Genomic DNA, 26,519 nt, shown 5'->3' with positions numbered 1-26,519 from the left:
ATGCCTGACTATGGGAAACCCCTCACTTTTGGGGCTTTCATTACGCCATCACTTTCCGACCCTCAAGCCCCCGTGCGACTGGCACGTCACGCAGAAGACGTGGGGTTTGACCTGGTCACTTTTCAGGATCACCCCTACCAACCTGGTTTCCATGACACATGGACCTTGCTCAGTTATGTGGCTGCTGAAACGTCAACGGTGCGCCTGGCAGGCAATGTTATGAACCTGCCGCTGAACAACCCGGTGCGGCTGGCCCGGCAGATCGCATCGTTGGATCTGCTCAGTGGTGGGCGCATCGAATTGGGCTTGGGGGCAGGTATTTTTTGGGATGCCATCGAGGCCATGGGGGCGCCTCGATTGAGCGCCGGGGAGTCGGTGACCGGGTTGGGTGAAGCCATCGACATTATCCGTGACACCTGGGACACCAGCTCACGGGCTCGTTTTGTCCACCAAGGCACGATTCACCGGGTGAACGGGGCGAAACGTGGCCCAGCGCCTGCGCATCAACCCAAGATTTGGGTGGGCGCTCTCAAACCGCGCATGCTGCGGCTTATTGGGCGGCAAGCTGATGGCTGGTTACCGTCGTTGTCGTACTTGTCCTCGTTGCAGGAGTTAGCGGTGGGGCAGGCCATTATTGACCGTGCCGCGGCTGACGCGGACCGAAACCCTGCCGACATTGACCGGCTGTTGAACATTCACGGCACACTCAATGCGGGGTCGGGCGGTGACACTGGCGGCACGGTCTTCCACGGGTCCGCAGACAGTTGGGCTCGTGACGTGGCCAATATTGCCCGCGAGTTTGGGGTGTCCACGTTTATTTATGCCTCGGATAGTGAGGCGGACCTGGAACGATTCGCGCACGAGGTGGCACCTAAGGCCCGCGACTACTTGGCGCAGGCGCGTGCCGCTGGCGACGGGGTGCGGGTGCGGGCGGTTGCTCCGGGGCGGCGCGGCGGCCATTTCCGGGCCAGTGGTCCAAAACCTGATGCTGACCTCAGTGACGCTATCTCTTATGATGCGCTCCCTGCCCGGTTGCGGGACATCGCGTTGACGCCGCGTGACGCTGGATATGACGATGTGCGCTCCACCTACATGGCCAAGGGACACCCGGGGCTGGTGGTCATGGCCAGGGATGTAGAGGACGTGCAGGCTGCGGTGTCGTTTGCTCATGAGCACGCGCATGTGCCGTTGTCGGTGCGTTCTGGGGGGCACGGGCTCGCGGGTCAATCCACAAACACAGGTGGGATTCTTGTTGATGTGTCCTCCCTTGCTTCGGTGAAGGTTCGTGACCGCGCTAGCCGCTTGGTGCGGGCCCAAACTGGTGCTTTGTGGGGGGACGTCGCAGACCGGTTAGGTCCCCTAGGGTGGGCTATGACCAGCGGCAATATTGGCGATGTGGGGGTTGGCGGCCTCGCAACAGGTGGCGGTTTAGGTTATCTTGCGCGGGCACACGGTATGACCGTTGACCATATCCGTTCGGCACGTATCGTCACCGCAGACGGGCAGTGGGTACACGCCACACCGGAAACACACCCTGATTTGTTGTGGGCAATCCGCGGTGCAGGTTCCTCCTTTGGGATCGTCACCGACATTGACTTCCAAGCCCTTGACGTCGACAAAGTCGTGTTCGCTCAATTTATGCTGTCTGTCAGCGACCCGGCAGCATTCATCGAACACTGGTCCGCGCTCATGGACGCGGCCCCCCGTGAACTCACCACATTCATTTTTCTCGACCGCACCCCCACCGTTGGTGTTGTCGCCCAAATATTTGCCATGTGGGCTAACGACGACTCAGACACCGCGATCATTTACCTCGAACGACTCCTCAACCTCGGAGACCCACTCCAACAACAAGCCCACCTCATGCCCTACAGCCAAGTCATGGCGCCCACCCACCAACGCCACACGGGGCAACAAACCATCCACGTCCGCAACGGGTACCTCACCTCAACGAGCGCATCGTCAGCCGCCGCAGTCGCAGCGATGCTCACCCATGACGGGGTCATGCGCGTCGAACTGCGGTCCGTCGGAGGAGCCATCAACGACCTCCCCAGCAATGCCACCGCGTTCGCGCACCGCAGCGCATCAGTGCACGTCACCACCTGGTTCTACCCTGGTGACATTGCTGAACATGACAACACGTGGGCCACCTGGGAACACCACCGCACCGGAATGTACGCGGGCTACTCCTCCGACACCCGTATCGAACGGCTCAGCGACGCCTACCCAGGTGACACCCTCACCCGGTTGACCGCACTCAAACACCAGTGGGACCCTGACCACCTGTTCCGCTCCGGCCTTGCCATCCCACCCACCGCACACCAATAAAACCAGCACTGACAACGCATCGACAACACACAGAAAACGACCATCACCGCAGTTCAGCGGCCTCTGGCAGGCGAACTGTGCCAGTGAGTGGTCCAATAGAGCCATGACGACAGCGCATGACACAAGCCCCGACAACGTCCTCACCCCAGCCGGAACTTTCACCGTCCGCACCTGGGGTGGACACGTCACCCAATGGGACGCTCCCGGCTTTGGGCCACTGCTGTACGTCTCCAGCGCAGCGAACCACACCCCCGGCGTCGCTCTTCGAGGCGGGGTACCGGTCTGCTTCCCATGGTTCGCCAAAGGACCTGACGGCAGTCACTCCCCCTCCCACGGGTTCGCACGACTCAGCGAATGGGCACACCTGTCCACCACTGAAGACGCACAAGGAAACCTCACCGTCACCCACGAACTCACCCCCACCCAAGCAGCCGCCGCAGACGGCATCCAACTTTTCCCCCACCCTTTCCACGCCACCCACACCGCCGAATTCACCGCAACCACACTCACCATCAGCTTGACCGTCGTCAACACCGGAGACAACGACTTCACGTTCGAAGAAGCCCTCCACACCTACCTTGCTGTCTCCACCATCACCGACGTCAGCGTCTTTGGACTCGACGGTGAGCCGTTCACCGAAGACGGCGCCGCTGGCACCCAAGAAGGACCACTCACCTTCGGGGAGCGCATCGACCGGATTTACACCTCCATGCACCCCGTGACCCTCGCTGACCCCGGAGCGAACCGCACCATCACCATCACAAAAACCGGGTCACGCTCCACGGTTGTGTGGAACCCAGGACCGGATCTCGCCGCCACCATGCCTGACATCGGTCACGGCGAATGGGAGCGCTTTGTGTGCATCGAATCAGGAAACATTGGGGACAACGCCATCACCGTCAAACCCGGCCAGGGACACACCCTCACCGCAAAATATGAGGTCTCCCCGATCGAACCAATCGAGATGTGACCTGGTGTTCGCGCCGGTACCCCGGCTCAACAGTTCACTTCGGCGTGGCCCCTCCCCCTTATAGCACGTGGGCAACCCACCCTGATTGATGAGCGGGGGCGCTCTGTGATGTGATGCCCACACCCTTGCACTAACATACCCCCGGGGGTATGTTTGAGGTATGGCTACAGTAGAAATCACCGCTGACAACTTCCGCGACCACGTCTCCGACAAAGGAATTGTGCTCCTCGACTTCTGGGCTGCCTGGTGCGGCCCGTGCCAGAGGTTCGGCCCCATTTTCGAGAAAGCGTCGGAGAAACACCCAGACATCACGTTCGGAAAAATCGACACCGACGCACAGCAGGAACTCGCCGCAGGTTTTGGCATCACCTCAATCCCCACGTTGTACGCGTTCCGTGACGGCGTGATTGTGTACTCCGAGCCCGGTGCCATCAACGGAAAACAATTGGACTCTCTCATCGAGCAGATCGAAGCACTCGACATGGAGAAAATCCACGCAGACATTGCCGAACAGCAAGCAAACGCCGCCTCCTAAACACCATCCCTTCACGCACGCGCGTTACTCCCCCTTGCGCCTACCGCACCTCACTCCCCAGCAAACGAGGCCGATCCATGACCGACCTGCCCACCACATCGACACCTGCGATCCCCACCACCCGGCGCACATTCTTCGGCGAGTTACGGACGTGGCAGCCACGCCGCTGGTTGTTTGCGTTCGGGACCGCAGTGGCAACCGTACTCGTGATTGCGATCCCCACCGCAATGATTCCTACCGGGATCTTTGGCCGAGAAATCCCGCCCACCGCGTGGGCCTGGCCTGTATTGGTAGTAACAAGTGTCCTGGCTGGCTTGTTGGCCGCCACTTATGTAGCGCGTAAGGACGGCGGGGAGGACCTGGGCCGTTCCGGGAAGTTAGGCACCGCAGGCGCTTTTGTGACGTTCTTTGCCGTGGGGTGCCCAGTGTGTAACAAGCTGGTGTTGTTGGCGTTGGGGTACACCGGAGCAATCCAGTTTTTTGAACCAATCCAGCCTTACCTTGCCGTGGGGGCCATCGGACTTCTGGGGTGGGCGCTGTGGTCACGCGTCATGAAAGAAGCGACCTGCCCACTCCCGGCTTCTCATTAACGTCCTGACCGGCCCGTTTACCGCCCTGACCGGCCCGTCGAGTACACCCAGTGCCACGGTTCACGCGGGGTGTCCTCGACAAACCCGTACTTGCCACCATGTTCGCGCATCCACGCTTGGGCGGCGGAGTCGAGCTTCAGGTCAACAGCGATCCCCCACCCGTGCGGGCTGGTGCCTGGCGCAGCCGCTAATCCACCTTGTGAGTACAAGCCTTTGCGGCGCACCAGATCGTGTTGCACGTCGATGGGCCGGTAAGAGTCGGTAATTCCAATGTTCACGCCATCGCGGGCGGCGGCGTCTAAGAGTTTCTCTAGCGATGCACCCGCAGGTGCCCAGAGTTTGTGTCCCGTATTTCCCACGGATGTGAGTGCATCGCGTGGGATTTTTCCGTTTCCGTAACGAGCCAGGTCAGCAGGGACCCCTTGGGCGTTCCACGTGGGGGCGGGCCCTGCGGGGGCCGCCACCTGCGTCGTTGTTCCGGTCGCGGTTGCACCACCGGCCTGTGTGATGGCCTGGGTGAGGAGCGTGTCAAACGACGCCCCTTGAGTTCCGCCGGTGAGCGCACCAAGCGCACTCGCCGCGGTTGTGCCAGTCACGCCGCTGGCCGATGCGCTCGTCGCGGTGGCCTGCGTGGGTGCGGCAAGAGGCGCACTGATGGTGTTGATCCGGGTTTGGATTTCCATCATTCGCTGCGAGATCGCTGCGATTCCGTCCACGTGGTTCACCTTCGGGTTGCGGGCAGCGCCGGGATGGCGTGCGGGAGTGTCTCTGTCGCCCTATCGGCGGGTGTGAAGGCAGCGTGAGGAAACTCCCGGGTGATGTCGCTCAGCATGGTGAACGTTCCGTTCGAGATGTCTGATGTTGTATGAATTTTGGGTTATCAGGTGATCAGTGGTGGGATCGCAAGCTACTGTGGACTCTATGAGTCGCATTGTTATGCACCGACGCAGCCTGACGGGTTTATGTCTTGGTCCGGTTCTCGCACTCACTGTGTGTGCGTGCGCTGGCCCACCCTGGGCGGTGGGTGATGATGTCGACCACGGGAGCGAACAGAGAGGCGCCGCGTCACGCAGCGTAGTGACCATTGACGCCGTCGAGGTCACGGAGACCGGGCTGGGGCTGGTTGTGGATTCCTGCCAGGGCAAGCCCACAGCTCAGGTTGTGGAGTCAGACTCCACGGTGACCATCACTGTGTCTGCTGACATTTTTGAGGTAGGTCCCGCATGTCAAGACTACCTTGCGGTTCCTTTGGATAAGGACCTGGGCGCCCGCACAGTGGTGGACGGGTCAACACACTCAGAAGTTCCCTTTGACCTGTCGTAACGCGAGCGCCCACTGAGGTTCTGCCCGGCCCCTAGGCGGGGAACCCTTGCGCGCGACTGTATTGTGCGGGCCAGTGCACGTCTTGTCCCAGGGTGTCAGCGGCACGTAGTGCGAAGTGGGGGTCACGCATCATGTGGCGGGCAACCATGATCGCGTCGACTCGTCCTTCGCGAATGTAGCTGTCAGCTTGGTGAGGGTCAGTAATCATTCCCACGCCGCTGACAGCAATGTTGGCGTTGCGGGCGATGTGTTCTGCATGGGGGATTTGGTAGCCGGGGGCTGCGGGGATCGGTGCCCGTGCGACGTTTCCTCCGGTGGACACGTCAATGAGGTCAGCTCCAGCGTCACGCAGGAGCTGGGAGGTGATGGTCGCATCGTCAAGTGTGTAACCGCCGTCCACCCAGTCAGTTGCGGAGATGCGCACGAAAAGGGGGACCTCAGGGTGGCGTTCCCGGATGGCCGCGACAATGTTCACGGCGAGGCGTGACCGGTTAGTGATGTCTCCACCCCACTGGTCGGTGCGGGTGTTGGTGAGGGGGGACAGGAATTCGTGGAGCAGGTAGCCGTGTGCTGCGTGGACTTCAAGGACCTGAAACCCGGCAGCGATCGCACGGGTTGCGGCGGCCACGAAGTTAGCAATGACGCTGGTGATGTCGTCTTCTGTCATGGCCCGTGGGGTCGCGTACTGGTCAGCTTCGGGTACCCCTGATTCGCTGCCGAACGGGAGTGCTGAGGGGGCGAGTGTTTCCCAGCCACCTTGGGTGGGTGGGATGGTTCCGCTGTTACCTGTGGTGGGGGGCCACGTGGAGGCTTTGCGTCCGGCGTGGGCCAGTTGGATCGCAGGGGTGGCGCCGTGGTCGGTGAGGAACTGGGTGATGGGTGTGAATGCGGTGATGTGCGCGTCGTCCCAGATGCCGAGGTCGCTGGGGGTGATGCGCCCCTCAGGGGTGACAGCGGTTGCTTCGACCATGATGAGGCCGGCCCCGCCGGTAGCGAATTGGCCGTAGTGGACCTGGTGCCAGGCGGTGGGCATCCCGTTGTCGTCGGCAGAGTATTGGCACATGGGCGCAACCCACAAACGGTTGGCAATGGTGTGCTGGCGGATTGTGTATGGGGTGAAAAGTGTTGTGGTCACGTGGGGTCAACGTTTCTGTGGTGGTGCATATTCCCTGCTCGTAGAACGTTTTTGCTGACGTTCTGTCGCATGCTTGCCGATGCGCGTTACCGGGTCACTAAACCGTCCAACCAGGTGGTGAACACCTGGGTTCCGGCAGTTGCGAGCGCCGCACCGTGGCTGGCGGCGTCGCGGCGCAGGGTGGTGGGGTGGATGGAGTGGAGGGCTAGTTCGTTGGCGTTGGAGATGATCCACCGTTCAATGGTGGTGGGGTCGACTTCGAGGTGGAATTGGAGTGCGAGGATGTTGGGTCCGTGGGCGAATGCTTGGTTGGGGTAGCCGGGGGTTTCGGCGAGGCGGGTGGCTCCAGTGGGGATGGCGAACTGGTCGCCGTGCCAGTGGAGGACGGGTGTGTCGCCGAGGGCGGCGAGGGGTGAGTGGTGTCCTTCGGGGGTGAGGGTGAGTGGCCCATACCCGATCTCGGCGCGGCCAGTGGAGGTGACGTCAGCTCCAAGAGCGTGGGCCATGAGTTGCGCTCCTAAGCAGATACCGAGGGTGGGGGCGTTATCAGCCATGCGGGTGCCAAGGGCGTCAAGTTCGTCGTGGAGGTAGGGGTGGAGATCGCGGTCTTCGACCCCGATGGGGCCGCCAAGCGCAATGAGCAGGTCTGCGTCGAGTGCCTGGGTGGTGGTCACTGAGTGGATGGGGGTTTCGATCATGGTGACCGTGTACCCGTAGTCGTGGAGGATGGGGGTGAGGAGCCCGGCGTCTTCCGCGAGGACGTGCTGAAGGATGATGGCGTGTGCAGTCATGGTGATCCTTGTCGTTGGAGTGTTACCCGCCGATGGTGGAGCGCAGGCCAATGAGGCAAAGCCCGGTGAGGCCAATGATGATGAGGACGTTGGGGAGAACGGTGTGGGTGAGGATTGCCGCGAATTCGCGCAGGAGCGAACCGGCAAGGAACCCGCGTGGGGTTGGCGCACCATACACGTGGGCACGGACCCCCAGCTGGCGGGCGAGGGTGGTGGTGCGGTACACGTGGTAGTTGCTTGTCACAACAGCAAGAGGTGCGTCTGGTTCGGGGATGAGTAGCCGTGATTGGATGAGGTTATCTTCAGTGGTGAGCGCCGTGTCTTCAACAACAATGTCACGAGCTGGAATCCCGTGGTTCGTGAGATAGTCACGCATAGCGTGCGCCTCAGCGACAGAAGCCGGCCCCGGTGCCACCGGTGCCGACTCAGGGGACTGGGCGGGCGCATCGGTAGGCGGTTCAGGTGTCCCACCACTGACCACAATGGCAGTTTCACCATGGAACGCCGAATAGTTCGCGTACAGGGTGATCGCATAGTTGAGGCGGGACGCAAGCACCGGGGTGACCTGGTCGCCGTCCAGCTCGGACCCTAACACCACAATATAAGACGAGATGAACCGCTCAGGCACAGCCGCATACAAGAACGTGTAAGCAAGGTAGCAGGTGAACGCGAACCCCAAATACCCAATAATCATGACCAGCCACAAGCTCGCCCAAATCCGTCCCGGAGAGTGCTGCGAAATCATGGCGAACGGCACCACCGGTGCACACATCAGGGCGATCCCCGCAAGAATCCCCACCACCGCGAAACGTGGCACATCACGGCGGAACCCGCTGACACCCCACGCAAGGAACGTGATCGCCAACACCGGGATGGACAACAAAAACCCCACCCCGAACAGGGCGATCCCCACCCCAACGATCGTGTTGTTCCCACCCTGGGCAGTCACAGCCAGAACCGCAAACATCACCGCGAACCCCACGTACACCATGTTGCGTACACGACGCGGTTGGGTCACAAACCCGTGGGTTGCAGCGGCGACGAAAAGGACCGTCAAAACGATATCCATACCTTTAGTGTGCCGCACCTCCAGCCACAGTGACTGTCCGTGTCACGTGGCGCACCCAGTCACAAGGGGGGAATCCAGCCGCGTTCAGACGCAATACGGGCCGCCTGTACCCGATTCGCTGCCCCCGTTTTCTGAATGCCCTGCGACAGTAAGTTGCGGGCTGACCCCGCGCTCACATGCAAACGGGCAGCGATCCCCGCGACCGTGTCACCCGTCAACGCACACCGCAACGCGTCCTGTTCCCGGTCTGTCAACGGGTTCGACCCCTCCGCCAACGACGATGCCGCCAACTCCGGATCCACCACACGAATCCCCCGGTGCACAGCCCGGATCGTTTCCGCGAGCTGAGACGCCGGAGTGTCCTTCACAATGAACCCTCGGGCACCAGCCGCAAGCGCATCCTTCAAGTACCCAGTACGCCCAAAAGTCGTCACCATAATGACCGCCACACCAGGATGGTCGCAGGTGATGGACTGAGTTGCCTCAATGCCGTTGAGATCAGGCATTTGGACATCCATCAAACACACGTGCGGGCGTGTTGACGGAATCACCGAAATTGCCTGTGCCCCCGTACTCACCTCAGCCACCACCTCAATGTCCGGCTCAAGGTCAAGAAGCGCAGCCAAACCAGAACGAACAAGCGCCTGATCGTCAGCGATAAGAACACGAATAGTCATGGGATGTCCCACCCAACAGTCAGGGTCGTCCCGCCACCGGCGGGAACAGTAATCGTCAACGTCAAACCAGCATCAGCGGCCCGCTGCGTCATACTTGTGATGCCATGCCGACCCGGCAACTGCGGGCCTGGTCCCCGCATGTTCGCCGACATGGTGTCCGACCCGGCAGCCACCGGAGAGGTCAACACACCCGTGAAGTGGGCGGGAATCCCCACCCCATTGTCAGTGATAGTCAAGTCGCGAGAAGTCACCGCGATCGTACAACGCGAAGCGCGCGCATGACGCAACACATTCGTCCCCGCCTCCCGCACAATCCACCCCACCGACTCCACCACACGCTGCGGAACACCCTGCATAGACCCCGTCACCTCAACATCAAGACCCGCGCCATCCATCGAATACCTCAACGCAGAAACATGGTCAGCAATACTGTGATGAGTCAACCCCGTCACCACATCACGCACCTGAGAAAGCGCATCACGAACATGATCACGCACCTCAACAAGCTCACGCGCCGCCCGCTCCGGCTGCGACGACACCAACCGTGACGCCAACTCAGCCTTAATCGACACCACCGTCAACGTGTGACCCAACGAATCATGAACATCACGGGCGAGGCGCTCACGCTCCCGAGTCACAGCCAACTCCTGCTCCACCTGCATCGTGCGCACATCACCAATAAACACTGACGAAAGCACAAAATTACCGGCAAACACACCCGCCACCAGCCACGGGATAAACGACAACTCATCCCACACCCCCAGACCGCGCAACACCGTAACAACCCCAAGGACATAAAACATCGCCACAACAACAGCAACCGGCCGTCGCAACAAATAACACGCAGCCGCCACATGAAACGGAAGCGTCGCCAACGCAACCGGCCCCACCAACACACTGAGACCACCCGTCAGCGCCGTCAACACCACAAACACCCACCACACGGAACGCTCAGGAGGACCAAAAACCGGCATCGGGAAGCGGTAAAAACCCCACATGTACACAACCGCAAAACCAATAACCAACCCCACACCCACCACGCGCACCCACCACGCATCATGCGATGCCCACACATTGACTACCTGCGGGATGAGGAACACCAAAAAAATAGCGGGGAGCGCCAACTCACGACGCTCCCGCACCACACTCCACACGCTCACTGGCGGCGCCGCCCACGACGCGCACCCACCACAGCAAACGTGGCGCACACCAACGCCCACCCACACACGTTCGCCACAATCACCCACAACGAATCACGCCCACCATCAAGAATGTGCCCCTCAAGCTGCGGCCACCGAGCCAACGACACAAACCCATACAACGGAGTGAACTTCGCGATCATCAACATCGTCCCCGACAACGGGGTAAACACATTCCCCAAAAAGCTCAACAACACAATCGCACCAGATGCCAACCCACTGGCAGAATCAGACCGGAAATTCACTGCAATAGCAAAACCCATCAACGCAAATAACGAAGAACCCGCAAGAATAACAACATACGACCACACCCAAACCCACACACTGTCCGCCCTGGCACCAGACACAACACCCGTCACAAACACCAAACCCACAGCACACGCAGTGAACGTCAACGCCACCATCACCTTCGTCCCCACTAACGTTCCCCCCGACGCCGGCGTCAACCCCAACTGACGACCCCACCCCTGCATCTGCTCCAACGCAGCAGTCGCCGCAATATTCACCGCCGACAACGCCGCCCCATAACACGCCATCGACACCATAATGTAAAAACTGACATTCGCATTCCACGCAGGTTCCGACCCATAACTTTGCGCCGCACCAAAAATCACAAACATTAACGTAGGCATCACCAACACAAAAATAATGTTCCCCACGTCCCGCAACTGGCGGACCACATCAACCCGAAACAACGTCATATTCACGCCTGATCACGTCCCGTCAACTCAACAAAAGCCGATTCCAAACTCGGAGCCGTGATCTCCATGTCCCGCGCACCACGCGACAACAACCACAACGCCACCTCATCCGACTGCGAAGTCACCACCACAACCCGCCCCTCACGCACCTCCACCACCGACACACCAGGCAACCCACCCACCTCGGCAACCAGCGCATCGTCAGGCACCACCGCACTCACCGTTCGACCGCCCACCATCGACCGGATCTGCTTCGTTGGACCATCAGCAATGATGCGCCCATGCGCAAGAAGGACCGTCCGCTGCGAAAAATCCTCCGCCTCCTGCAAATAATGAGTCGCAAAAATCACTGTGCGCCCCTGCGCAGCTTCCTTCTGCATCGTCGCCCAAAACGCACGCCGAGCCGACACATCCATCCCCGCAGTCGGCTCATCCAAAATCAACACATCGGGGTCCGGCAACAACGCCAACGCAAACTTCACACGCTGCTGCTCCCCACCCGAACACTTCGACACCTTCCGCACCGCAACCTGCTCCAACCCAGCACGGCGCATCACATCACTCACACGAGAAGCCGGTAACCCATGCAACCCGGCGATCACCCGGACCGTCTCCCCCACCGTCAAGTCATGCAACAACCCGCCAGTCTGCAGCAACGCAGACACCCGGCCAGAACGCACCGCAGCACGCGGAGACACACCCAACACCTCAACATGCCCAGCAGAAGGAACCGTCAACCCCAACACCATGTCAATAGTGGTCGTCTTCCCCGCCCCATTCGGCCCAAGAAACGCCACAATCTCGCCATGCCCCACCCGCAACGACACATCATCAACCGCCGTCACCACACCATCAGCGGTTCGAAAAGTCTGCGAAACCCCACTCAACACCACCGCATCGCCCGTTGTCATGGTTTCATCCTTACTCAACAACGCCCAACGCAACACTGCTAAGCGTCACCACTTCACCATGACAGATGTCATCACCAGAAAACACCACACGTTCACGGCTGCTACCGGTTCACAGCCCGCAGGGGCGTGCTTGGTCAGGACACTCTGGAACTGGTCTGCTTGACTAGGAGAACACCCATTCTTGGAAGGACTCTCATGTCAACCATTCCTGCATACGTTGCCCACTCCGCAACGGATCCGCTGACCCCAGGCACAATCGAACGGCGCAATGTCGGGCCGCACGATGTGCGCATCGACATTCAGTGGGCGGGTATTTGCCACTCAGATATTCACACGGTGCGAGGAGACTGGGGGCCGCAGCCCTACCCCTTAACTGTTGGCCACGAAATCGCTGGCGTCGTTGTCGACGTGGGTGGGTCGGTGACTCGGCACAAGGTTGGTGACCGGGTTGGTGTGGGATGCATGGTCAACTCCTGTGGGTCGTGCGTCAATTGTGAGGCGGGCGACGAACAATACTGTGTCAAGGGAATGGTGGGCACCTACGGCGCTACCGACGTCGATGGCACGATCACTCAAGGTGGGTACGCCACCGAAATTGTTGTGACAGAGAAATTTGTGTTGTCTATCCCAGATGCGATCCCGTTTGAGAAAGCAGCACCGTTGCTGTGCGCGGGCATCACCACCTACTCTCCCCTGCGGCACTGGGGCGCTGGCCCAGGGAAACAGGTGGCAGTTGTGGGCCTGGGCGGGTTGGGGCATATGGCCGTGAAGTTTGCTGTGGCGATGGGAGCTGAGGTCACCGTCATTTCCCGCACGTTGTCAAAGAAAGCTGATGGCCTGCGTCTCGGCGCATCGCATTACGACCAAACAAGTGACCCCGACATGTTCTCTCGGCTCGCTGGGTCCTTTGACCTCATCATCAACACGGTGAGTGCGCCATTCGATGTCGATGCTTTCCTTGGCTTGCTGGCGGTCAACGGCGCCCTTGTGAACGTGGGCGCACCTGCGGAACCGTTGTCTGTGCGCGCTGGGAACCTTATTGGTGGCCGCCGCACGTTCGCTGGTTCCATGATTGGTGGTATCGCGCAAACCCAAGAAATGTTGGACTACTGCGCGGAACAGGGCATTGCCCCTGAGGTTGAAGTGGTGTCCGCTGACCAGATTAACGATGCGTGGGATCGGGTTCTCACCTCGGACGTCCGCTACCGCTTCGTGATCGACACCTCCACCCTGGTGAGCTGACCCCCAGCACCCCACCCCTCCCCCCCCCCGCTTCCCCGCATGTGGACCATTTTGCTCGCGAAAGTGTAGGAATAAGTGGTCCTCACAGCACCGAAATGGTCCACATGGACGGGGGAACGCCGAGGCGGGCAGGCAGGCGCGGGCTGGACGGGGGAACGCCGAGGCGGGCAGGCGAGGCGGGCATTCTTTAGTGGTGGCGCATCGTGAGGCTGAGGAGGAACCCAGTCACCGTGCACAGTGCAGTGACCACAATGACGCCTACCCACCCCTCGTGCGTGTAGAGGATCCCCGCGACCCAACCAATCGTGGCGCCGCCCGCATAGTAGGCGATCGTATAGAGCGCAGCCGCGTGATGCCGAGCGTCAGGCACGGCGGCCTGGACCCACCCCGTGAGGATGCTTTGACCGGCAAAAAAGCCCACTGTGAGCAAGGTCAATCCGGTGAGAACTGCCGCAACGTGTGGGATGAGGGTGAGGGCTAATCCGCAGGCTGTGAGTACCGATGCGCCTGCAACAACCAGCACCCGGCCCTGCCTGGCGGCGCGGTGGGACGCTGCAAGGGACACGGGCCCGCCGAGCGCAAACAACCCAAAGGCCCAGACAACAAGCGTCGGTGAGACATGCAACGGTGACTGGGTCAGCCTGAACCCGACAAAGCTGTACACGGTGACGAAGACACCCATGATGAGGAACCCTTGGGTGCACAGCCTGCGAACAGCCCGGGAGCGTAGGGCGGTAACCCAAGGGTGGGTGGCGTGAGAACGGGGGACGCGGGAGCTGCCGGGCGGTGTGTGCGCGGTGCGGGAGCTGCCGAGCGTCGCATGCTCGGTGCGGGAACTGTTGGGCGTGGTGTCGTCGGCGGGCGCGTGGCGGAGGAACACGAGGGTTCCGGCGGCGCTGAGTAGGGTCACTGCGAGCATTCCGATTTGCCATGTTGTGTGGATCGCGAGGACTCCGGTGAGGAGTCGCCCGAGGACCCCGCCGATGGCATTTCCGGCAACGAATACCCCCGCTCCTTGGGTGGCGTTCTGGGCTGTCAGGTGGTTGTGGGTTCGTGCGAGCGCGAGCGCGGGGATCGCTGCGAGCGCGATGCCTGCGGTAAATCGGGTGATGAGGAGCACGGTGAGGGTGGGGGCGAGGATGCTGAGGGTGTTGAGTGTGGTGCCGGTGATGAGGGCGGTGGTGAGGGAGCGTCGCCAGCCGAGGCGGGTGTGGGTGTGGACCCAGGGGATGACGCCGGCGGCGAAGCCGAGGGTTCCTGCGGAGATGATGGTTGCGGTGTGGCCTGGGGGGATGTGGAGGTCGTGGGCGATGTGTGGGAGCGCTGCTTGGGGTGCGTAGATTTGCGCGAAGGTGACGAGTCCGGCGGTGAAGAGTGCGGTGAGGAGGTGACGGTCGGCACTGGTTGGGTGGGTATCGGGGGTGGTGTGGTGCGTGCGGGGTGGTGGATTGTCGATGCGGGTGTGGGGTTGGGTGGGTGTGGTCATGGTGTGTGGGCTGGGTGGGGTGTTTGGTAACTTACTCCCGCCGGACGCATAACACTAATGGTTGTTGGCTACGTTTTTTCATGCGTTGTTGTTATGTTTGAGAGGTGGATCGTGCACACCGACTTTTACCGGACCTTCCTGTTCTTGCAGCGTTTGCTGAGACTGGCCAGGTGACTGCGACTGCTGATGTGTTGCGGATGCCGCAACCTCAGGTGTCGCGTTCTCTTGCCCGCATGGAAGGCATTGTGGGTGTCGCGTTGCGTGAGCGTGATGGCAGGCATGTGCGTCCGTCGCGGGCGGCACGCGAACTCGGTGCAGCGGCAGCGAAGGCACTGGACCAGGTTGGGGCTGCACTTACGGCCGTCACACAGGATGTCAGCGGTGATGTGTCTATTGTCTTTCAACATTCGTTGGGTGAGTCGTTCATTCCTCGTCTTGTGAGGTCGCTGACGGCAGCGTACCCATCGGTGACGTTCACGTTGATCCAGGGGTCACGGCCCGAATGTTTGGCTGCTCTCGATGCTGGGCGTGCGGATGTTGGTTTTGTGGCGATCCCACCGGATCCGGTCACGTATTCGCACACGCACATCGCTACTGAGGAACTTGTTCTTGCGGTTTCTCGCACCCACCCGCTGGCCAGTCACACCACGGTGACCAGCGGTGACCTGAACGGTGAGTCGCTGATCCTCTTGCGTCACGGTATGGGATTGCGCACCACGATTGACACGCTTCTTGCGTCGTGGGGCGTCCACGCGACCGTCGCGTTTGAGGGGCAAGAAATCACCACTCTTGTGGGGTTGGTTGGTGCTGGGCTGGGCATCACCATTGTCCCGCGACGCACCTACCCTGACGATGTCACCCTTATCCCATTCCGCCACGATGACGCCACCCGACCCCTGGTCATGGTTACCGCCCGCCACCGGGCGGCCACCCGCGCATCGCAGCTCCTCACCGACCACGTCCACACCACAATGACCCCACCAATCCGCCTCTAACCCACCATGTCACCCCCACTCTGACCTGATACGGTTTTCCCAACCCTCCCAGCGAAAGGCCACCACAGCAGTGTCGACGCGCGAAGAACAAAAACACCGCACGCGTACCACGATCCTGCGGATCGCCGCCGAAGAGTTCGACGAACGCGGATACGCCGCCGTGTCCCTCAACGACATTGCCGCGCGCCTCCACGTCACCAAAGGCACCGTCTACTTCCACTTCCCATCAAAATCGGCGCTTGCGCTCGCAGTGGTGGACACGTATGTCGCTCGGTGGTCAGCGCTCCAGCAAGAGATGACCCGCCTGCACCTCACTGGGCTTAGCGCGTTGGTGTGGTTGTCGCACCAGGTGGCGGTGGGGTATCGCGATGATCCTGGGGTGCGTGCCCCATTACGGTTGATGCGGGAATCTGCTGTTATTGACGGGGATCTACCGACACCGTTTGTGCCGTGGATTAAGACGGTCGCTCAGCACGTGGTGGAAGCTCAACAGCAAGGTCACGTCCGGGACGACGTGGACGCGAACATCATTGCGTGGCAGGTTGTCGCCAGTTTCTTTGGGGCACAGGAACTGTCCCATCAGTTGTCGTCCCGTGGGGATCTCACGGACCGGGTCACCACCATGTGGCAACTTTTCCTCCCGGGGATAATGGCGCCCGGCGTTGCGCTTCCGGACCTCACTCCACCCCTTTAAGCGCGCTAGTCATGTCAATACCGGAGATTCGCCGAGTGAGCAGCAGTGTGGCGGTGAGCGCAAACATGATCGTCATTGCGGATGCGAGGGTGAAGCTCAGCATGCTGAGGGACGGTTGGTAGGCGGCGCGGTCAGTAGTGAAAAGCCCAACATAGCGGTTGAGGAACCACCAACCTGCTGGGATGCCAAGGAGCCAGCCGCTGAGGGTGGTGAACACGTTTTCACGGCTGGCAAATGAGCGTAGTTCGCTGTGGTGGAAACCGAGCACTCGCAGTGTGGCGTAGTCGCGGATACGTTCAGTGAAGCTTAGTGCCCCGAGGTTGTAGAGCACCACCATGGTCAGCCCCACAGCGAACAGTTTCATGAGGGTGAACACGCTGGTGAGTGAGTTGATGAGGGTGTGTGCGTTCGCGCGTTGTTCCGCGATGGTGATCACCGATGTGACAGCCGAATTCTCCTGAAGTTCACCGGGTGGCGTGTGTTGTGTGAGGTAGGTTGTGGGGGTGAAAGTGTGACCAAGTGTGCGCCACGTTGTGTCAGACATGATGACCCCTTGCGGTTCTGACAAGGGCACCACATGGGTGATGGTCACGGTGGTGCTGTCCCCGTTCAGGAACGTGAGGGTGAGATCGTCGCCTGCTGTGACATCGTGGCGTGAAGCTGCGTGTTCGGTGATGACTACTGCATCATCAAGGGTGATGGCTTCACCTTGCTCAGTGTGGACCTGGAAGAGGGTTCCGTCATCGAGCACGGTGAGTGTGTCTGGTGTCGCGTCCGGGGAGAGTGTGACTGCTTGTTGGGCCATCCATTGCCCGGTGCCACTCGTCGCTTCGACGAAGCGACGGGTTGTTTCTGTGGCCTGTGGAGCTACGCCCACCAGTGCAGAGTACTGGTATTGCTCGTCGTAGGTCAGTCGCACCTGGTTGGTTAACGTGTCAGGCATCCCAAACCCCGCAAAGAGCAGCATCATGGCGCCCATCGCGGCGACTATCCCCATGAGAACCCGTACCGGGTTGGTCATTGCGTCACGGATCGCCCACCGGTCACCGTAGGTTAATTGTTCCCACACTCGCGGCCACCGTTCCAGGGGTGCACGGCGTGCCCGACCAATGCTGGGGCGCATCCCTTCAGCGGGTGTCATGGTGCGCATCGGCAATGTGGCGGTCCAGGACGCCACCACGCACGCCCCGAGCAGCGCAACGGGCACAAGCGCGCTCACCCATGACCAGGTTGGTTCCCACGTGGGTAGTGAGAAGCTTCCCTGCTGGGTTGTCAGGACATAGCGCGACAGCACGGGCGCTAGTGCGACGCCGACCCCGCACCCCACAGCAACAGCGACTATGCCTACCACGGTGTAGTACACACTGATCACCGTGTGAGAGTGCCCTAAGGCTCGGAGGGTGGCGACTTCTGTGCGTTGAATGTCGGTGAGGCGGCGCACGGACGTGAAGATCGACAGTAACGCCACAAGGACAAACAGCGAGGAAAACAGGATGGACAGGCTTCGGATTTGGTTGGCTCGTTCGAAAACGGTCGCCACGTGGGGGTGATGGTCGCGGTCTGTGAGGGAAATCAAGCGGTCGCCCAGGGCCTCGCGGATATGTTGTTCCACGGCGTGTTGACGCTGGGGTTCCGCCACCAAAGTCAGTGAGTGTTCCACAGCGCCGTGGCCAGTGAGCTCAGTGAGAATATCTGCGCTGGCCACACCGTATCCGTGTGCTTGACGGTCAGGAGCCACAAACCCGCGGCCGGTATATGCCATTTTGTCCGGTTGGATGATGAGTCCTTGGACAGTGATGTCCATGCCGCCAGCAGGAGTTGTCACAGTGAGCGTGTCGCCAGGGGTCACCCCGTGAGTGTCAGCGTAGGCGTCATCAAGCCATACACCACTCGCATCATCAATGGGGTGTCCGGCGGTGACCTGCGGTACGTTGATGCGCGAGCCTGGCTCCCAACTCGACAAAAGAAGGTCCGAATCATCATGTTCCACCATGGTGGAGGTGACGAGTTGGGTGTGGATCACCCCCACCTGATGGTCGATGCGCGCCACATCCTCATCCGTGAGGTCACGTACTCCCACCCACAAGGTGGGTAGCCCATTATCGTGTGCGAACTTGTCGCGGTGGGTGTCAATACCCCGCCACCCACCTTCTAACCCTGAAAAGATGAGGACACTGAGCGCCGCCATCACCGCGACTGCAACAAACTGGGTCCAGTGTTCCGCAAGATCACGGCGCAGTTTTTTGGTGAACAGCATCATCATGTGAGGGCAGGCTCCTCAAGTAATGGTGGATTGTCATGACGGCGGTCCTCCACAACTCGTCCGTCACCTAACACAATGAGATGGTCGGCGGCTGGAGCTAATGACTGGTCATGAGTCACGACCACGACTGCTGTCTGAGTGTCGCGGGCAGTGCGCTGCAACTGCGCAAGAATGTGCGCACCAGTCACTGAATCAAGCGCGCCACTTGGTTCGTCGCACAGGAGCACCCCAGGTTTTTTCGCTAACGCGCGAGCGATAGCCACACGTTGCATTTCACCACCCGATAGGTGACGGGGAAACTGGTCTTTGCGGTCTTGTAATCCCACTTGATCAAGCAGATCACCCGCGAGTTGCGTTGCATCCGCTCGGGGCATCACAAGTGCTGCCGCGAGCGCCACGTTCTCCACGGCAGTGAGATTAGGGACAAGGTTGTAAAACTGGAACACAAACCCAACGCTGGTGCGCCGGTAGTCGGTCAGTTCGCGGGCGTTGAGTGCCGTCAGGTGACGGTCTCCCACAGTGAGGGACCCCGCTGTGGCGGTGTCCATTCCGCCAACAATGTTGAGTAGGGTACTTTTCCCGGACCCTGACGGGCCGACAACCACAGTGAAATCGCCGCGGTGGATTTCGATGTTCACCTCACGCAGGGCGTGGATTGCGGCGTGCCCGTACCCAAAGGTTTTACCGAGGTCAGTGCCAACAATGAAGGGAGCTGAGTGGGTCACCATTGCACCACTAACGCCCCATAGTGCGTGCCGGAACCGGTTCCAATGAGGAGGGCTTTTTCACCGGGTTGAATGGGAGTGCGGTGCATGGCCAGAGGAATCGAAGCAGCGATCGTGTTCCCCACGTCAGCAAGGGTGACTGTCATGCGGTCCCAGCCCCAGAATCGGGACATGAGTTCCATCCCTGCTTTACTTGTTTGATGCGGGATGATGCGGTCGATCCCTGGTGCGCCGTTGGAAAAGCCGGGGGCAATGGTCTCTAAGAAGGTGGGGAACACTGTAAGCGCGCTGCGCAGAAGTTTCAGTCCGTTCATGTCGAATTGGAAGTCGGCGGGGCTGTGTACAGCGTGGGTAACGGGGATTCGTGTACCAAATCCGCGGATCTCTGCGTCGTGCACCCCGCGTGGGTCTGTGGTGAAGGATGCGTTCTGGAGTCCTTGTTCTTTTCGGTCTGCCGGCCCAACAACGATCGCGACTGCTGCATCTCCGATGAGCAGTGCACTTTCTGGTTGATCAAAGTTGAGCCCACGACTGCCAGCCTCAGTGGACACGATGACGACGTGGCGAGCTCGTTCCGCGTCGATGAGGAACGCTGCTTGTTGCAGTGCCACAAGAAACGAGATGCAGGTGGCATGTAGGGAGAATGCGAAGTGCCCTGTGAGGCCAAGCGCCGCGCCCATGAGCGCTCCTCCGTCAGGGATCGCTTGCATTGGGGTTCCTGATGCGTTGAGAACAAGGTCAATGTCTGCTGGGCGTAGTCCAGCATCTGCGATTGCTTGTTCCGCTGCTTGCGTTCCCAGCACTAATGGGTCTTCTTCTTCGCTGAGCCAGTAGCGCGTGTGAACACCGGTTCGCTCAATTGCTTCGGTGACATCGATGCCGCACATCGGTGCGACCTCTTCTGTTGGTACTTGTCTTTTGGGTAGTTTTTCTGCTGATCCCAAGACCTTCATGGCCAGTGTTCGCATGTGCCAGCTCCCCCTGAGTAGTGATGCACAATCGCATTCACATACTAGCCGACCGGTCAGTGAAATGACGAGGGAGAAAAGTACCCCAAGGACGCCCCTTGGCGGCGAAGACCCACACCCGTGGCGGCTTCCGCCACTGTCCCCGCTCACCGTGCCACCTGCTCCAACGTGTCACGAAGGGCGCGCTGCGCGGTGGTCAGTGCTTGCGCGATATGCCCGATTTTGTCCTTCGAGCTGACGTCCACCGGCACAGTGAGGTCCCCTCGGGCCATCGCATTGACGGCATCAACCTCAGCGTGAACAACCTCCGTGAGCGTGCGTGTTGTCTCCAGTAGTTCTAGCCACGCCGTATCAAGGTCCTCAATGAAACGGTTCATGGGGCGACGGATTTCGTGGGGGAACAGGGGCACCCAATTCATCGGATGATTTCATGTGGAATGAGGACGCGCTACCATGCTCTGCGTCACTAGCCTGACCGTCCCTGGCGCAACCAGCTCTTATGCACCGCCTGGGGCGCAGATTACCCGAATGAAAACGAGAACTCAGGCCTCGATAACCTCAAGGGCAACGTCGCAAGCCCGCCCTGCTGCTGGCACGTCGACCCGAACCATGGTCATGGCGGACACAATCAGTGCAGTGACAATATCTGATGCTCTTGCCACCTTGTCATGCGCCCAGGCTGGATGGCGGGCGCGAATACCTGCTGCAACTGCGTCGTGAAGCTCTGCCCGGTAGGAGGAAATTGCACCGCTCACCACCTTGTCGCGCGCAATGGGTGCGCCAGCCGAGTTCACTAGGAGGCACCCGTCTCGAAGTCCACGCTCGGGATTCGCGGTCAGGGCGTGACGCAGTCTGTTGAGGTAGTCAACGATCGCGTCAGGTGTCGCGGGTTGAGCTATCAGGGGGGCCAATGCGGGGCGGACGACCTCGTCGAGGTAGTTCTGCACTGCAGCATCAAACAGTCCTTTTTTACTGCCAAAAGTGTTGTAGATGCTTGATTTGTTCAAACCCGTGGCGTGTTCAAGTTCCTGAAGGGATGCTCCTTCGTAACCATGCGTCCAGAAGACATCGCGAGCAGTTCGAGCAGCGTTGTTCGCGTTGAAGGTTTGAGGGCGCCCCATGGACATCTCCCATCACGTTGCAGGGGTGAGGGGACCAGAATATATTGAACCGGTCGGTTCAATACTAGGTTGGCCACCCCTTCGCTAGAACACCCCACCGCAACAACCAACCCAAAGGACACTCATGAGTACGACCACCAGCACCCACATCCAGCTCGCTTCTCGCCCCACCGGGTGGCCATCCCAGGACAACTTCACCACCGTCACCGTCACCTACCCAGACCTCGGTCCAGGTCAGATCCGCGTCCGTAACGACTACATGTCCGTTGACCCCTACATGCGCGGACGACTCAACGAAGGCCGGTCCTACATTCCGCCCTTCCAGATTGGTGACACCCTCACCGGTGGTGCCATCGGCACCGTCATTGACAGCAACTCATCCGACCATCCCGTGGGAGCAACAGTCATCCACCAGTACGGGTGGCGTGACATCGCCCAAGACGACGCCACCCACTTCCGGGTCGTCCCCAAACTTCCACACCTTCCAAGCTCCCTTTACCTCGGGATGCTCGGCATGACCGGGCTGACCGCCTACGTGGGACTCACCGACATCGCCCCCGTCCACCATGGTGACACCGTGTTCATCTCTGGCGCAGCCGGAGCTGTCGGAACCGCAGCCGGCCAGATCGCACGACTCCTCGGCGCATCGACCGTCATCGGATCTGCCGGGTCAGCAGAAAAAATCAACCTTCTCACCAGTAAATACGGTTACGACGTTGCCTTGAATTACAAAGACGCCCCCATTGCCGAGCAACTTGCCACTGCAGCACCCACCGGAATCGACGTGTTCTTCGACAACGTGGGCGGAGACCACCTCGAAGCAGCCCTAGACGCCATGAAAGACGGCGGTCGCATCGCCCTCTGTGGCGCGATCTCCAGCTACAACACCACGGAGAAACCTGCCGGCCCCCGCAACATGATGAACATCATTTCCCGCGGCCTCACCCTCAAAGGCTTCACCCTCGGTGGTTATATGCACCGCAACACAGAATTCATGGAGAAAATGGGCGCCTGGCTACAAAACGGTGACGTCACCTACGACGAAACAATCGTCGAAGGAATCGACAACGCCGTCGACGCCTTCCTCACCATGATGCAAGGCGGGAACATCGGAAAAATGATTGTGAAACTCAGCTAAAACTCCGTGTGCCCCAAGTCCGGGCCCGCAGCACACACCACATGAGCACTCGCCACCCCAAAAAGTTCGAAGACCATGATTGAGTTCACCCCGGGGCGCAACAGTTCAGCAGGAACAAACAACGTGTGTTGCGGGCCACGCGACCAATACCGACCCACATTGAAGCCATTAACCCACACAGCCCCCTTACCCCACCCCGAGGTGTCAAGATAAAGGTTCTCCGGAACATCCACATGCACGTCACCACGTAACATCACTGGCCCAGGGATCGCGTCGCTCAGTGTGCTGATCTCGTGCCATGCGGCCCGCTCCGCCAATAACGGGTCACAAGGAGTCACCCGCCACCCTGTGAGAATGTGGCCTTGCAGTTCAACAGTCCCCATCCCTTTCCATTCGCCCAAACGTGGCCCATAGTTGACCCGTCCCTGATCCTCCACCAACACACGTAACGTTCCACGCGCATCGGTAGGCAAGGGAATAAAAGCATCATGGTGGTCGCGGTACGCTACCCCCACAAAGGTTGTGTCCACAAACACGTAGGCGATGTCCCGCACCTGGTTAAACCGCAGGACCGCGTCACCCTCAACAGCGATGTCGCGCTCATACACCACAAACGGACCCGACACGTTGAGGCCATCAAACGTGGCCGGACTGTCACACGTGACTGCCTCATCCACATCCAACGGAACGTCCAACCAGCCCACCCGATGCGTCAACGGCACGGACCGTTCCGCAACCAAGGGACGCTCCGCAGGCACCTCAGCGGGAACAGGTGCATACCGCGCGATGACCTCGCGAAAAGCCCAGTACTTCTCGGTCGGGTAACCATCTTCGGCAAGGGGGGCGTCATAGTCGTAGCTGGTCACCAACGGCTGATAGACGCCTTTATCATTCGCCCCGTTGGTGAACCCAAAGTTTGTGCCGCCATGGAACATGTAAATATTGACCGATGCGCCTGCACCTAGCAGGCGGTCCAGCGCGTTTGCCGCATCAGCAACATCAGTAGTGTGGTGGTGGGCGCCCCAGTGGTCAAACCAGCCAATCCAAAACTCCGAGCACATGAGCGGCCCTGTGGTTTGGTGTTCTCGTAGGGTAGCCAACCGTTCGTCGATGCGCGAACCAAATGAGCCAGTTGTGTGGAGGTCTGGCAGCGTCCCGTGCGCAAGCATGTCATCCATAGGTTGGTCCACTGTGGTCAGTGGCACCACAAAGCCGAGGTTCCGGTACACGTTCGTCAGGTGTGTCAGGTAGGCGCGGTCATTGCCGTATGCGCCGTACTCGTTTTCCACCTGCATGAGGATGATAGGGCCTCCATGGTTGATCTGGCGGGGCTCCACAATGGGGGCAAGGTGCTCAAGATACCGTTCTACCTCTGTAAGGTAGGTCGGGTCTGAACTGCGCACGACGATATCTGGGGTGGCGGTGAGCCACGTGGGCAAGCCGCCGTTATCCCATTCAGCGCAAATATAGGGGCCAGGTCGAACAATAGCCCGCAAGCCCTCCTCCTGGATGATGTCCAAGAAGCGACCAAGGTCGCGCGCCCCATCTGTATGGAACTCGTCCCGACTGGGTGCATGGAAGTTCCAGGCAACGTAGGTTTCAATCGTGTTGAGCCCCATGAGGCGTGCTTTGCGGATCCGGTCCCGCCACGAGTCAGGGTGGACCCGAAAATAGTGGATCGCCCCAGAAATGATCTGGAATGGTTCTCCGTCGAGGGTGAAGTCACGCTCACCGATCGCAAAAACTGACATGCACAACTCTCCTGACGAGGTAGTCAACACAACAAGACATGGGAGGCGCCGTCATGACCTGGGGCACTACTGTTTCACGGACCCGGCGACCAAACCGGACTGCCAGTAGCGTTGCAGGTACAAGAAGATGGCGATGATAGGGACAATGGCGAGCAGCGAACCGGTGATCACAAGGTTGTAAATAGGCTCCCCGCCGACAGTTGATGACTGTGCGTTCCACTGGTTCAACCCAACCGTGAGCGGGTACCACTGTGGGTCGCTGAGCATGATGAGGGGCAGGAAGTAGTTGTTCCAGGTCGCCACAATGGAGAACAACAACACGGTGATAAGGCCGGGGGTGAGGAGGCGGAACGCAATGGTGAAGAAGATCCGGAACTCGCGTGCCCCATCCAGGCGTGCTGCTTCAAGCAGTGAGGTGGGAACTGATTCTGAGGCGTAAATCCAAATGAGATACAACCCGAACGGGTTGATCAGCGACGGCAAAATGACAGCCCACGGGGTGTTGGTCAAACCGATTTGGCTGAATAACAAGAACGTGGGGACCGCCAGGGCAGTCCCGGGGATCGAGAGGGACGCCAACACCACGATGAAGACGCCGCGCCTTCCAGGGAAGTTGAACTTAGCCAGGGCGTAACCGCCTAATGCGGCGAGGAGGGTTGCTCCTCCAGCACCGACAACTACGTAGAGTGCGGTGTTTCCCAACCAGCGCACGAACACACCATCGTTGTAGGACAACACCGCTTGGATATTGTCGATCAGTGCGAACTCACCGGAGAACCACAGCCCAAACGAGGAGAACAACGATTTTTGGGTTTTTGTTGAGTTCACGACGAGCCATGTCAGTGGCAACACAATGTACCCAGCAATGAAGAGCATGACCCCAAAGAGTGCGACTGACTTGTTCACACGCGGCACTCCTGCGCGCGCGATCACAGGTGAGTCAGCTCGGTAACGACTCAGGACACCCATCAGCGTTCATCCTTTCGCGTACCAAAGTGTTGGACGGAGTACGCCACAATCATGGTGAGCACCCCCATGACCAAAGCGACGGTGGCCGAGTAGTTGTATTGCTGTCCGCTGAAGGACAAGTTGTAGGCATACATGTTGGGGGTGAAGTAGGAGGAGATCGCGTTCGGAGCGAGTCCTTTGAGGACGTTTGGTTCGTTGAAGAGTTGGAAACTCCCAATGACGGAGAACACGAGGGCGATCACCATGGAGCCGCGCAGAGCTGGGAGTTTGATGCTGCGGATAATCCACCACTGGTTAGCTCCGTCGAGGTCGGCTGCCTCGTACAGTTCTTCAGGAATGGTGCGCAGCGTTGAGTAAAAGATGAGCATGTTATACCCGGTGAATGTCCACACTTGAATGTTGGCGATAGCGAGAAGAACCAGGCTGCTGGTCAGTGGTGAGGGGATATCCGCGTTGAAGAAGTCGTTGATGTTGGCGACCAACCCAAACCGGTCTCCAAAGATGAAACCCCACATGAGGGTCGCTACCACGGCGGGCACTGCGTAGGGCATGAAAATGATGATGCGGAAGAAACCGCTGGCGCGCAGTCGCGCAGAGTCAATGGCGAGGGCCGCCCCGAGCGCCAGCACAATCATGATGGGGACCTGGATGGCGAAGAAGGTGAGGATCCGTTGGACACCTTCCCAGAATTGGGGGTCATTCATCACGCGAATGTAGTTGTCGATGCCCACAAACTGTGTGCCACCGATGAGTTTCGTGTCGTACACGCTGAGGTACACGGAGTACAGGATTGGTGCAAGAAGCACAAAGACAAACACGGTCATGAATGGCGCCATGAACGCCCACCCGACCCAGGACCGGCGTGAGCGCCGGGTTGTGGGTGAGGCTACCGCGGTATGCGGCTGTGTCTCAGCTGTGTTGGTGAGAGTCACAATGCG

Annotated in this window: 26 protein-coding genes; 9 read left to right on the top strand and 17 right to left on the bottom strand. The window is 59.9% G+C overall.

All coding sequences use genetic code 11. The annotated features are described in order from the left end of the window. The 4 genes from JDEN_RS00640 (at position 1) to JDEN_RS00625 (ending at position 4,423) form a co-directional block, all read left to right on the top strand. A complete protein-coding gene (locus JDEN_RS00640) occupies positions 1-2,328 on the top strand; it encodes an LLM class flavin-dependent oxidoreductase (protein ID WP_012805907.1) in 2,328 nt (775 codons plus the stop codon). A 103-nt stretch (positions 2,329-2,431) separates the two neighbouring features. Further along, positions 2,432-3,298 carry a D-hexose-6-phosphate mutarotase gene (locus JDEN_RS00635; protein WP_012805906.1) on the top strand — a complete coding sequence of 289 codons (867 nt, stop codon included), beginning with the start codon at positions 2,432-2,434 and terminating at the stop codon, positions 3,296-3,298. A gap of 160 nt (positions 3,299-3,458) precedes the next feature. Further along, on the top strand, positions 3,459-3,833 hold the full coding sequence (gene trxA / locus JDEN_RS00630; protein WP_012805905.1) for a thioredoxin: 375 nt from the start codon (positions 3,459-3,461) through the stop codon (positions 3,831-3,833). 77 nt (positions 3,834-3,910) lie between these two features. Further along, the gene (locus JDEN_RS00625; protein ID WP_012805904.1) at positions 3,911-4,423 is read left to right on the top strand and encodes a hypothetical protein; all 513 of its coding nucleotides are present in this window, start codon (positions 3,911-3,913) and stop codon (positions 4,421-4,423) included. Between the two features lie 17 nt (positions 4,424-4,440). Here the strand turns inward: JDEN_RS00625 and JDEN_RS00620 are convergent, their stop codons facing one another. After that, the gene (locus JDEN_RS00620; protein WP_012805903.1) at positions 4,441-5,139 is read right to left on the bottom strand and encodes a M15 family metallopeptidase; all 699 of its coding nucleotides are present in this window, start codon (positions 5,137-5,139) and stop codon (positions 4,441-4,443) included. Positions 5,140-5,344: 205 nt separating this feature from the next. Between JDEN_RS00620 and JDEN_RS00615 the strand changes: the two genes are divergently transcribed. Beyond that, positions 5,345-5,746, top strand: a complete 402-nt coding sequence (locus JDEN_RS00615) for a hypothetical protein (RefSeq protein WP_143713206.1) — start codon at positions 5,345-5,347, stop codon at positions 5,744-5,746. 31 nt (positions 5,747-5,777) lie between these two features. On the opposite strand, the gene JDEN_RS00610 is transcribed toward JDEN_RS00615, so the two are convergent. From JDEN_RS00610 to JDEN_RS00580, 7 genes are all read right to left on the bottom strand, one after another. After that, the gene (locus JDEN_RS00610) at positions 5,778-6,881 is read right to left on the bottom strand and encodes an NADH:flavin oxidoreductase/NADH oxidase (protein WP_012805901.1); all 1,104 of its coding nucleotides are present in this window, start codon (positions 6,879-6,881) and stop codon (positions 5,778-5,780) included. An 86-nt stretch (positions 6,882-6,967) separates the two neighbouring features. After that, positions 6,968-7,672 (bottom strand): glutamine amidotransferase, encoded by a 705-nt coding sequence (locus JDEN_RS00605; protein WP_012805900.1) that lies wholly within the window; start codon positions 7,670-7,672, stop codon positions 6,968-6,970. Positions 7,673-7,694: 22 nt separating this feature from the next. After that, the gene (locus JDEN_RS00600) at positions 7,695-8,741 is read right to left on the bottom strand and encodes a YdcF family protein (protein ID WP_012805899.1); all 1,047 of its coding nucleotides are present in this window, start codon (positions 8,739-8,741) and stop codon (positions 7,695-7,697) included. Positions 8,742-8,800: 59 nt separating this feature from the next. Further along, the gene (locus tag JDEN_RS00595) at positions 8,801-9,418 is read right to left on the bottom strand and encodes a response regulator transcription factor (RefSeq protein WP_012805898.1); all 618 of its coding nucleotides are present in this window, start codon (positions 9,416-9,418) and stop codon (positions 8,801-8,803) included. Next, complete coding sequence (locus tag JDEN_RS12855) at positions 9,415-10,578, bottom strand: sensor histidine kinase (RefSeq protein ID WP_143713204.1); 1,164 nt, start codon at positions 10,576-10,578, stop codon at positions 9,415-9,417. The genes JDEN_RS00595 and JDEN_RS12855 overlap by 4 nt, the downstream gene beginning before the upstream one ends. Beyond that, positions 10,575-11,318, bottom strand: a complete 744-nt coding sequence (locus JDEN_RS00585; protein ID WP_012805896.1) for an ABC transporter — start codon at positions 11,316-11,318, stop codon at positions 10,575-10,577. The genes JDEN_RS12855 and JDEN_RS00585 overlap by 4 nt, the downstream gene beginning before the upstream one ends. Positions 11,319-11,320: 2 nt before the next feature. Next, positions 11,321-12,229, bottom strand: a complete 909-nt coding sequence (locus JDEN_RS00580; RefSeq protein WP_012805895.1) for an ABC transporter ATP-binding protein — start codon at positions 12,227-12,229, stop codon at positions 11,321-11,323. A 195-nt stretch (positions 12,230-12,424) separates the two neighbouring features. Here JDEN_RS00580 and JDEN_RS00575 point away from each other — a divergent pair, with 195 nt between their 5' ends. After that, positions 12,425-13,471, top strand: a complete 1,047-nt coding sequence (locus JDEN_RS00575) for an NAD(P)-dependent alcohol dehydrogenase (RefSeq protein WP_012805894.1) — start codon at positions 12,425-12,427, stop codon at positions 13,469-13,471. A 187-nt stretch (positions 13,472-13,658) separates the two neighbouring features. Here the strand turns inward: JDEN_RS00575 and JDEN_RS00570 are convergent, their stop codons facing one another. Further along, positions 13,659-14,957 (bottom strand): MFS transporter, encoded by a 1,299-nt coding sequence (locus JDEN_RS00570; RefSeq protein ID WP_012805893.1) that lies wholly within the window; start codon positions 14,955-14,957, stop codon positions 13,659-13,661. A gap of 104 nt (positions 14,958-15,061) precedes the next feature. On the opposite strand from JDEN_RS00570, the gene JDEN_RS00565 reads away from it, so the two are divergent. Both JDEN_RS00565 and JDEN_RS00560 read left to right on the top strand, forming a co-directional pair. Further along, positions 15,062-15,952 carry a LysR family transcriptional regulator gene (locus tag JDEN_RS00565; RefSeq protein WP_012805892.1) on the top strand — a complete coding sequence of 297 codons (891 nt, stop codon included), beginning with the start codon at positions 15,062-15,064 and terminating at the stop codon, positions 15,950-15,952. A 70-nt stretch (positions 15,953-16,022) separates the two neighbouring features. Then, on the top strand, positions 16,023-16,646 hold the full coding sequence (locus tag JDEN_RS00560) for a ScbR family autoregulator-binding transcription factor (protein ID WP_012805891.1): 624 nt from the start codon (positions 16,023-16,025) through the stop codon (positions 16,644-16,646). Here JDEN_RS00560 and JDEN_RS00555 read toward each other — a convergent pair. The 5 genes from JDEN_RS00555 to JDEN_RS00535 form a co-directional block, all read right to left on the bottom strand. Next, on the bottom strand, positions 16,630-18,909 hold the full coding sequence (locus JDEN_RS00555) for an ABC transporter permease (RefSeq protein ID WP_012805890.1): 2,280 nt from the start codon (positions 18,907-18,909) through the stop codon (positions 16,630-16,632). The two genes, JDEN_RS00560 and JDEN_RS00555, sit on opposite strands and share 17 nt — an antisense overlap. Further along, on the bottom strand, positions 18,906-19,637 hold the full coding sequence (locus JDEN_RS00550; protein ID WP_012805889.1) for an ABC transporter ATP-binding protein: 732 nt from the start codon (positions 19,635-19,637) through the stop codon (positions 18,906-18,908). The genes JDEN_RS00555 and JDEN_RS00550 overlap by 4 nt, the downstream gene beginning before the upstream one ends. Continuing rightward, the gene (locus JDEN_RS00545; RefSeq protein WP_012805888.1) at positions 19,631-20,602 is read right to left on the bottom strand and encodes a 3-oxoacyl-ACP synthase III family protein; all 972 of its coding nucleotides are present in this window, start codon (positions 20,600-20,602) and stop codon (positions 19,631-19,633) included. Before JDEN_RS00545 ends, JDEN_RS00550 begins: the two co-directional genes overlap by 7 nt. Positions 20,603-20,748: 146 nt before the next feature. After that, entirely contained in the window at positions 20,749-21,021 is a 273-nt protein-coding gene (locus JDEN_RS00540) for a HAMP domain-containing protein (protein WP_041287753.1), read from the bottom strand. 123 nt (positions 21,022-21,144) lie between these two features. Beyond that, positions 21,145-21,723 (bottom strand): TetR/AcrR family transcriptional regulator, encoded by a 579-nt coding sequence (locus JDEN_RS00535; RefSeq protein ID WP_012805887.1) that lies wholly within the window; start codon positions 21,721-21,723, stop codon positions 21,145-21,147. Positions 21,724-21,847: 124 nt separating this feature from the next. Here JDEN_RS00535 and JDEN_RS00530 point away from each other — a divergent pair, with 124 nt between their 5' ends. Further along, positions 21,848-22,861, top strand: a complete 1,014-nt coding sequence (locus JDEN_RS00530; RefSeq protein WP_012805886.1) for an NADP-dependent oxidoreductase — start codon at positions 21,848-21,850, stop codon at positions 22,859-22,861. Here the strand turns inward: JDEN_RS00530 and JDEN_RS00525 are convergent. From JDEN_RS00525 to JDEN_RS00515, 3 genes are all read right to left on the bottom strand, one after another. Then, positions 22,858-24,612: a glycoside hydrolase family 35 protein gene (locus JDEN_RS00525; RefSeq protein WP_012805885.1), complete on the bottom strand. Its 1,755-nt coding sequence runs from the start codon at positions 24,610-24,612 to the stop codon at positions 22,858-22,860. The two genes, JDEN_RS00530 and JDEN_RS00525, sit on opposite strands and share 4 nt — an antisense overlap. A 66-nt stretch (positions 24,613-24,678) precedes the next feature. After that, the gene (locus tag JDEN_RS00520; RefSeq protein ID WP_012805884.1) at positions 24,679-25,581 is read right to left on the bottom strand and encodes a carbohydrate ABC transporter permease; all 903 of its coding nucleotides are present in this window, start codon (positions 25,579-25,581) and stop codon (positions 24,679-24,681) included. Continuing rightward, positions 25,581-26,513 carry a carbohydrate ABC transporter permease gene (locus JDEN_RS00515; protein ID WP_012805883.1) on the bottom strand — a complete coding sequence of 311 codons (933 nt, stop codon included), beginning with the start codon at positions 26,511-26,513 and terminating at the stop codon, positions 25,581-25,583. The genes JDEN_RS00520 and JDEN_RS00515 overlap by 1 nt, the downstream gene beginning before the upstream one ends. Positions 26,514-26,519 lie beyond the last annotated feature (6 nt).

Origin of the sequence: Jonesia denitrificans DSM 20603, from assembly GCF_000024065.1 — a bacterium.
In the GTDB taxonomy this organism is placed as follows: Bacteria; Actinomycetota; Actinomycetes; order Actinomycetales; family Cellulomonadaceae; genus Jonesia; species Jonesia denitrificans.
The sequence above is the reverse complement of the archived record's forward strand: the minus strand, read 5'-3'. Positions and strand labels throughout refer to the sequence as shown.

Coding starts and splice junctions, on each gene's coding strand:
- JDEN_RS00640 (WP_012805907.1), top strand. CDS start 1: ATGCCTGACTATGGGAAACCCCTCACTTTTGGGGCTTTCATTACGCCA.
- JDEN_RS00545 (WP_012805888.1), bottom strand. CDS start 20,602: ATGCGAACACTGGCCATGAAGGTCTTGGGATCAGCAGAAAAACTACCC.
- JDEN_RS00635 (WP_012805906.1), top strand. CDS start 2,432: ATGACGACAGCGCATGACACAAGCCCCGACAACGTCCTCACCCCAGCC.
- JDEN_RS00575 (WP_012805894.1), top strand. CDS start 12,425: ATGTCAACCATTCCTGCATACGTTGCCCACTCCGCAACGGATCCGCTG.
- JDEN_RS00535 (WP_012805887.1), bottom strand. CDS start 21,723: ATGGGGCGCCCTCAAACCTTCAACGCGAACAACGCTGCTCGAACTGCT.
- JDEN_RS00530 (WP_012805886.1), top strand. CDS start 21,848: ATGAGTACGACCACCAGCACCCACATCCAGCTCGCTTCTCGCCCCACC.
- JDEN_RS00625 (WP_012805904.1), top strand. CDS start 3,911: ATGACCGACCTGCCCACCACATCGACACCTGCGATCCCCACCACCCGG.
- JDEN_RS00580 (WP_012805895.1), bottom strand. CDS start 12,229: ATGACAACGGGCGATGCGGTGGTGTTGAGTGGGGTTTCGCAGACTTTT.
- JDEN_RS00585 (WP_012805896.1), bottom strand. CDS start 11,318: ATGACGTTGTTTCGGGTTGATGTGGTCCGCCAGTTGCGGGACGTGGGG.
- JDEN_RS00605 (WP_012805900.1), bottom strand. CDS start 7,672: ATGACTGCACACGCCATCATCCTTCAGCACGTCCTCGCGGAAGACGCC.
- JDEN_RS00540 (WP_041287753.1), bottom strand. CDS start 21,021: ATGAATTGGGTGCCCCTGTTCCCCCACGAAATCCGTCGCCCCATGAAC.
- JDEN_RS00525 (WP_012805885.1), bottom strand. CDS start 24,612: ATGTCAGTTTTTGCGATCGGTGAGCGTGACTTCACCCTCGACGGAGAA.
- JDEN_RS00520 (WP_012805884.1), bottom strand. CDS start 25,581: ATGGGTGTCCTGAGTCGTTACCGAGCTGACTCACCTGTGATCGCGCGC.
- JDEN_RS00570 (WP_012805893.1), bottom strand. CDS start 14,957: ATGACCACACCCACCCAACCCCACACCCGCATCGACAATCCACCACCC.
- JDEN_RS00600 (WP_012805899.1), bottom strand. CDS start 8,741: ATGGATATCGTTTTGACGGTCCTTTTCGTCGCCGCTGCAACCCACGGG.
- JDEN_RS00550 (WP_012805889.1), bottom strand. CDS start 19,637: ATGGTGACCCACTCAGCTCCCTTCATTGTTGGCACTGACCTCGGTAAA.
- trxA (WP_012805905.1), top strand. CDS start 3,459: ATGGCTACAGTAGAAATCACCGCTGACAACTTCCGCGACCACGTCTCC.
- JDEN_RS00595 (WP_012805898.1), bottom strand. CDS start 9,418: ATGACTATTCGTGTTCTTATCGCTGACGATCAGGCGCTTGTTCGTTCT.
- JDEN_RS00615 (WP_143713206.1), top strand. CDS start 5,345: ATGAGTCGCATTGTTATGCACCGACGCAGCCTGACGGGTTTATGTCTT.
- JDEN_RS00555 (WP_012805890.1), bottom strand. CDS start 18,909: ATGATGATGCTGTTCACCAAAAAACTGCGCCGTGATCTTGCGGAACAC.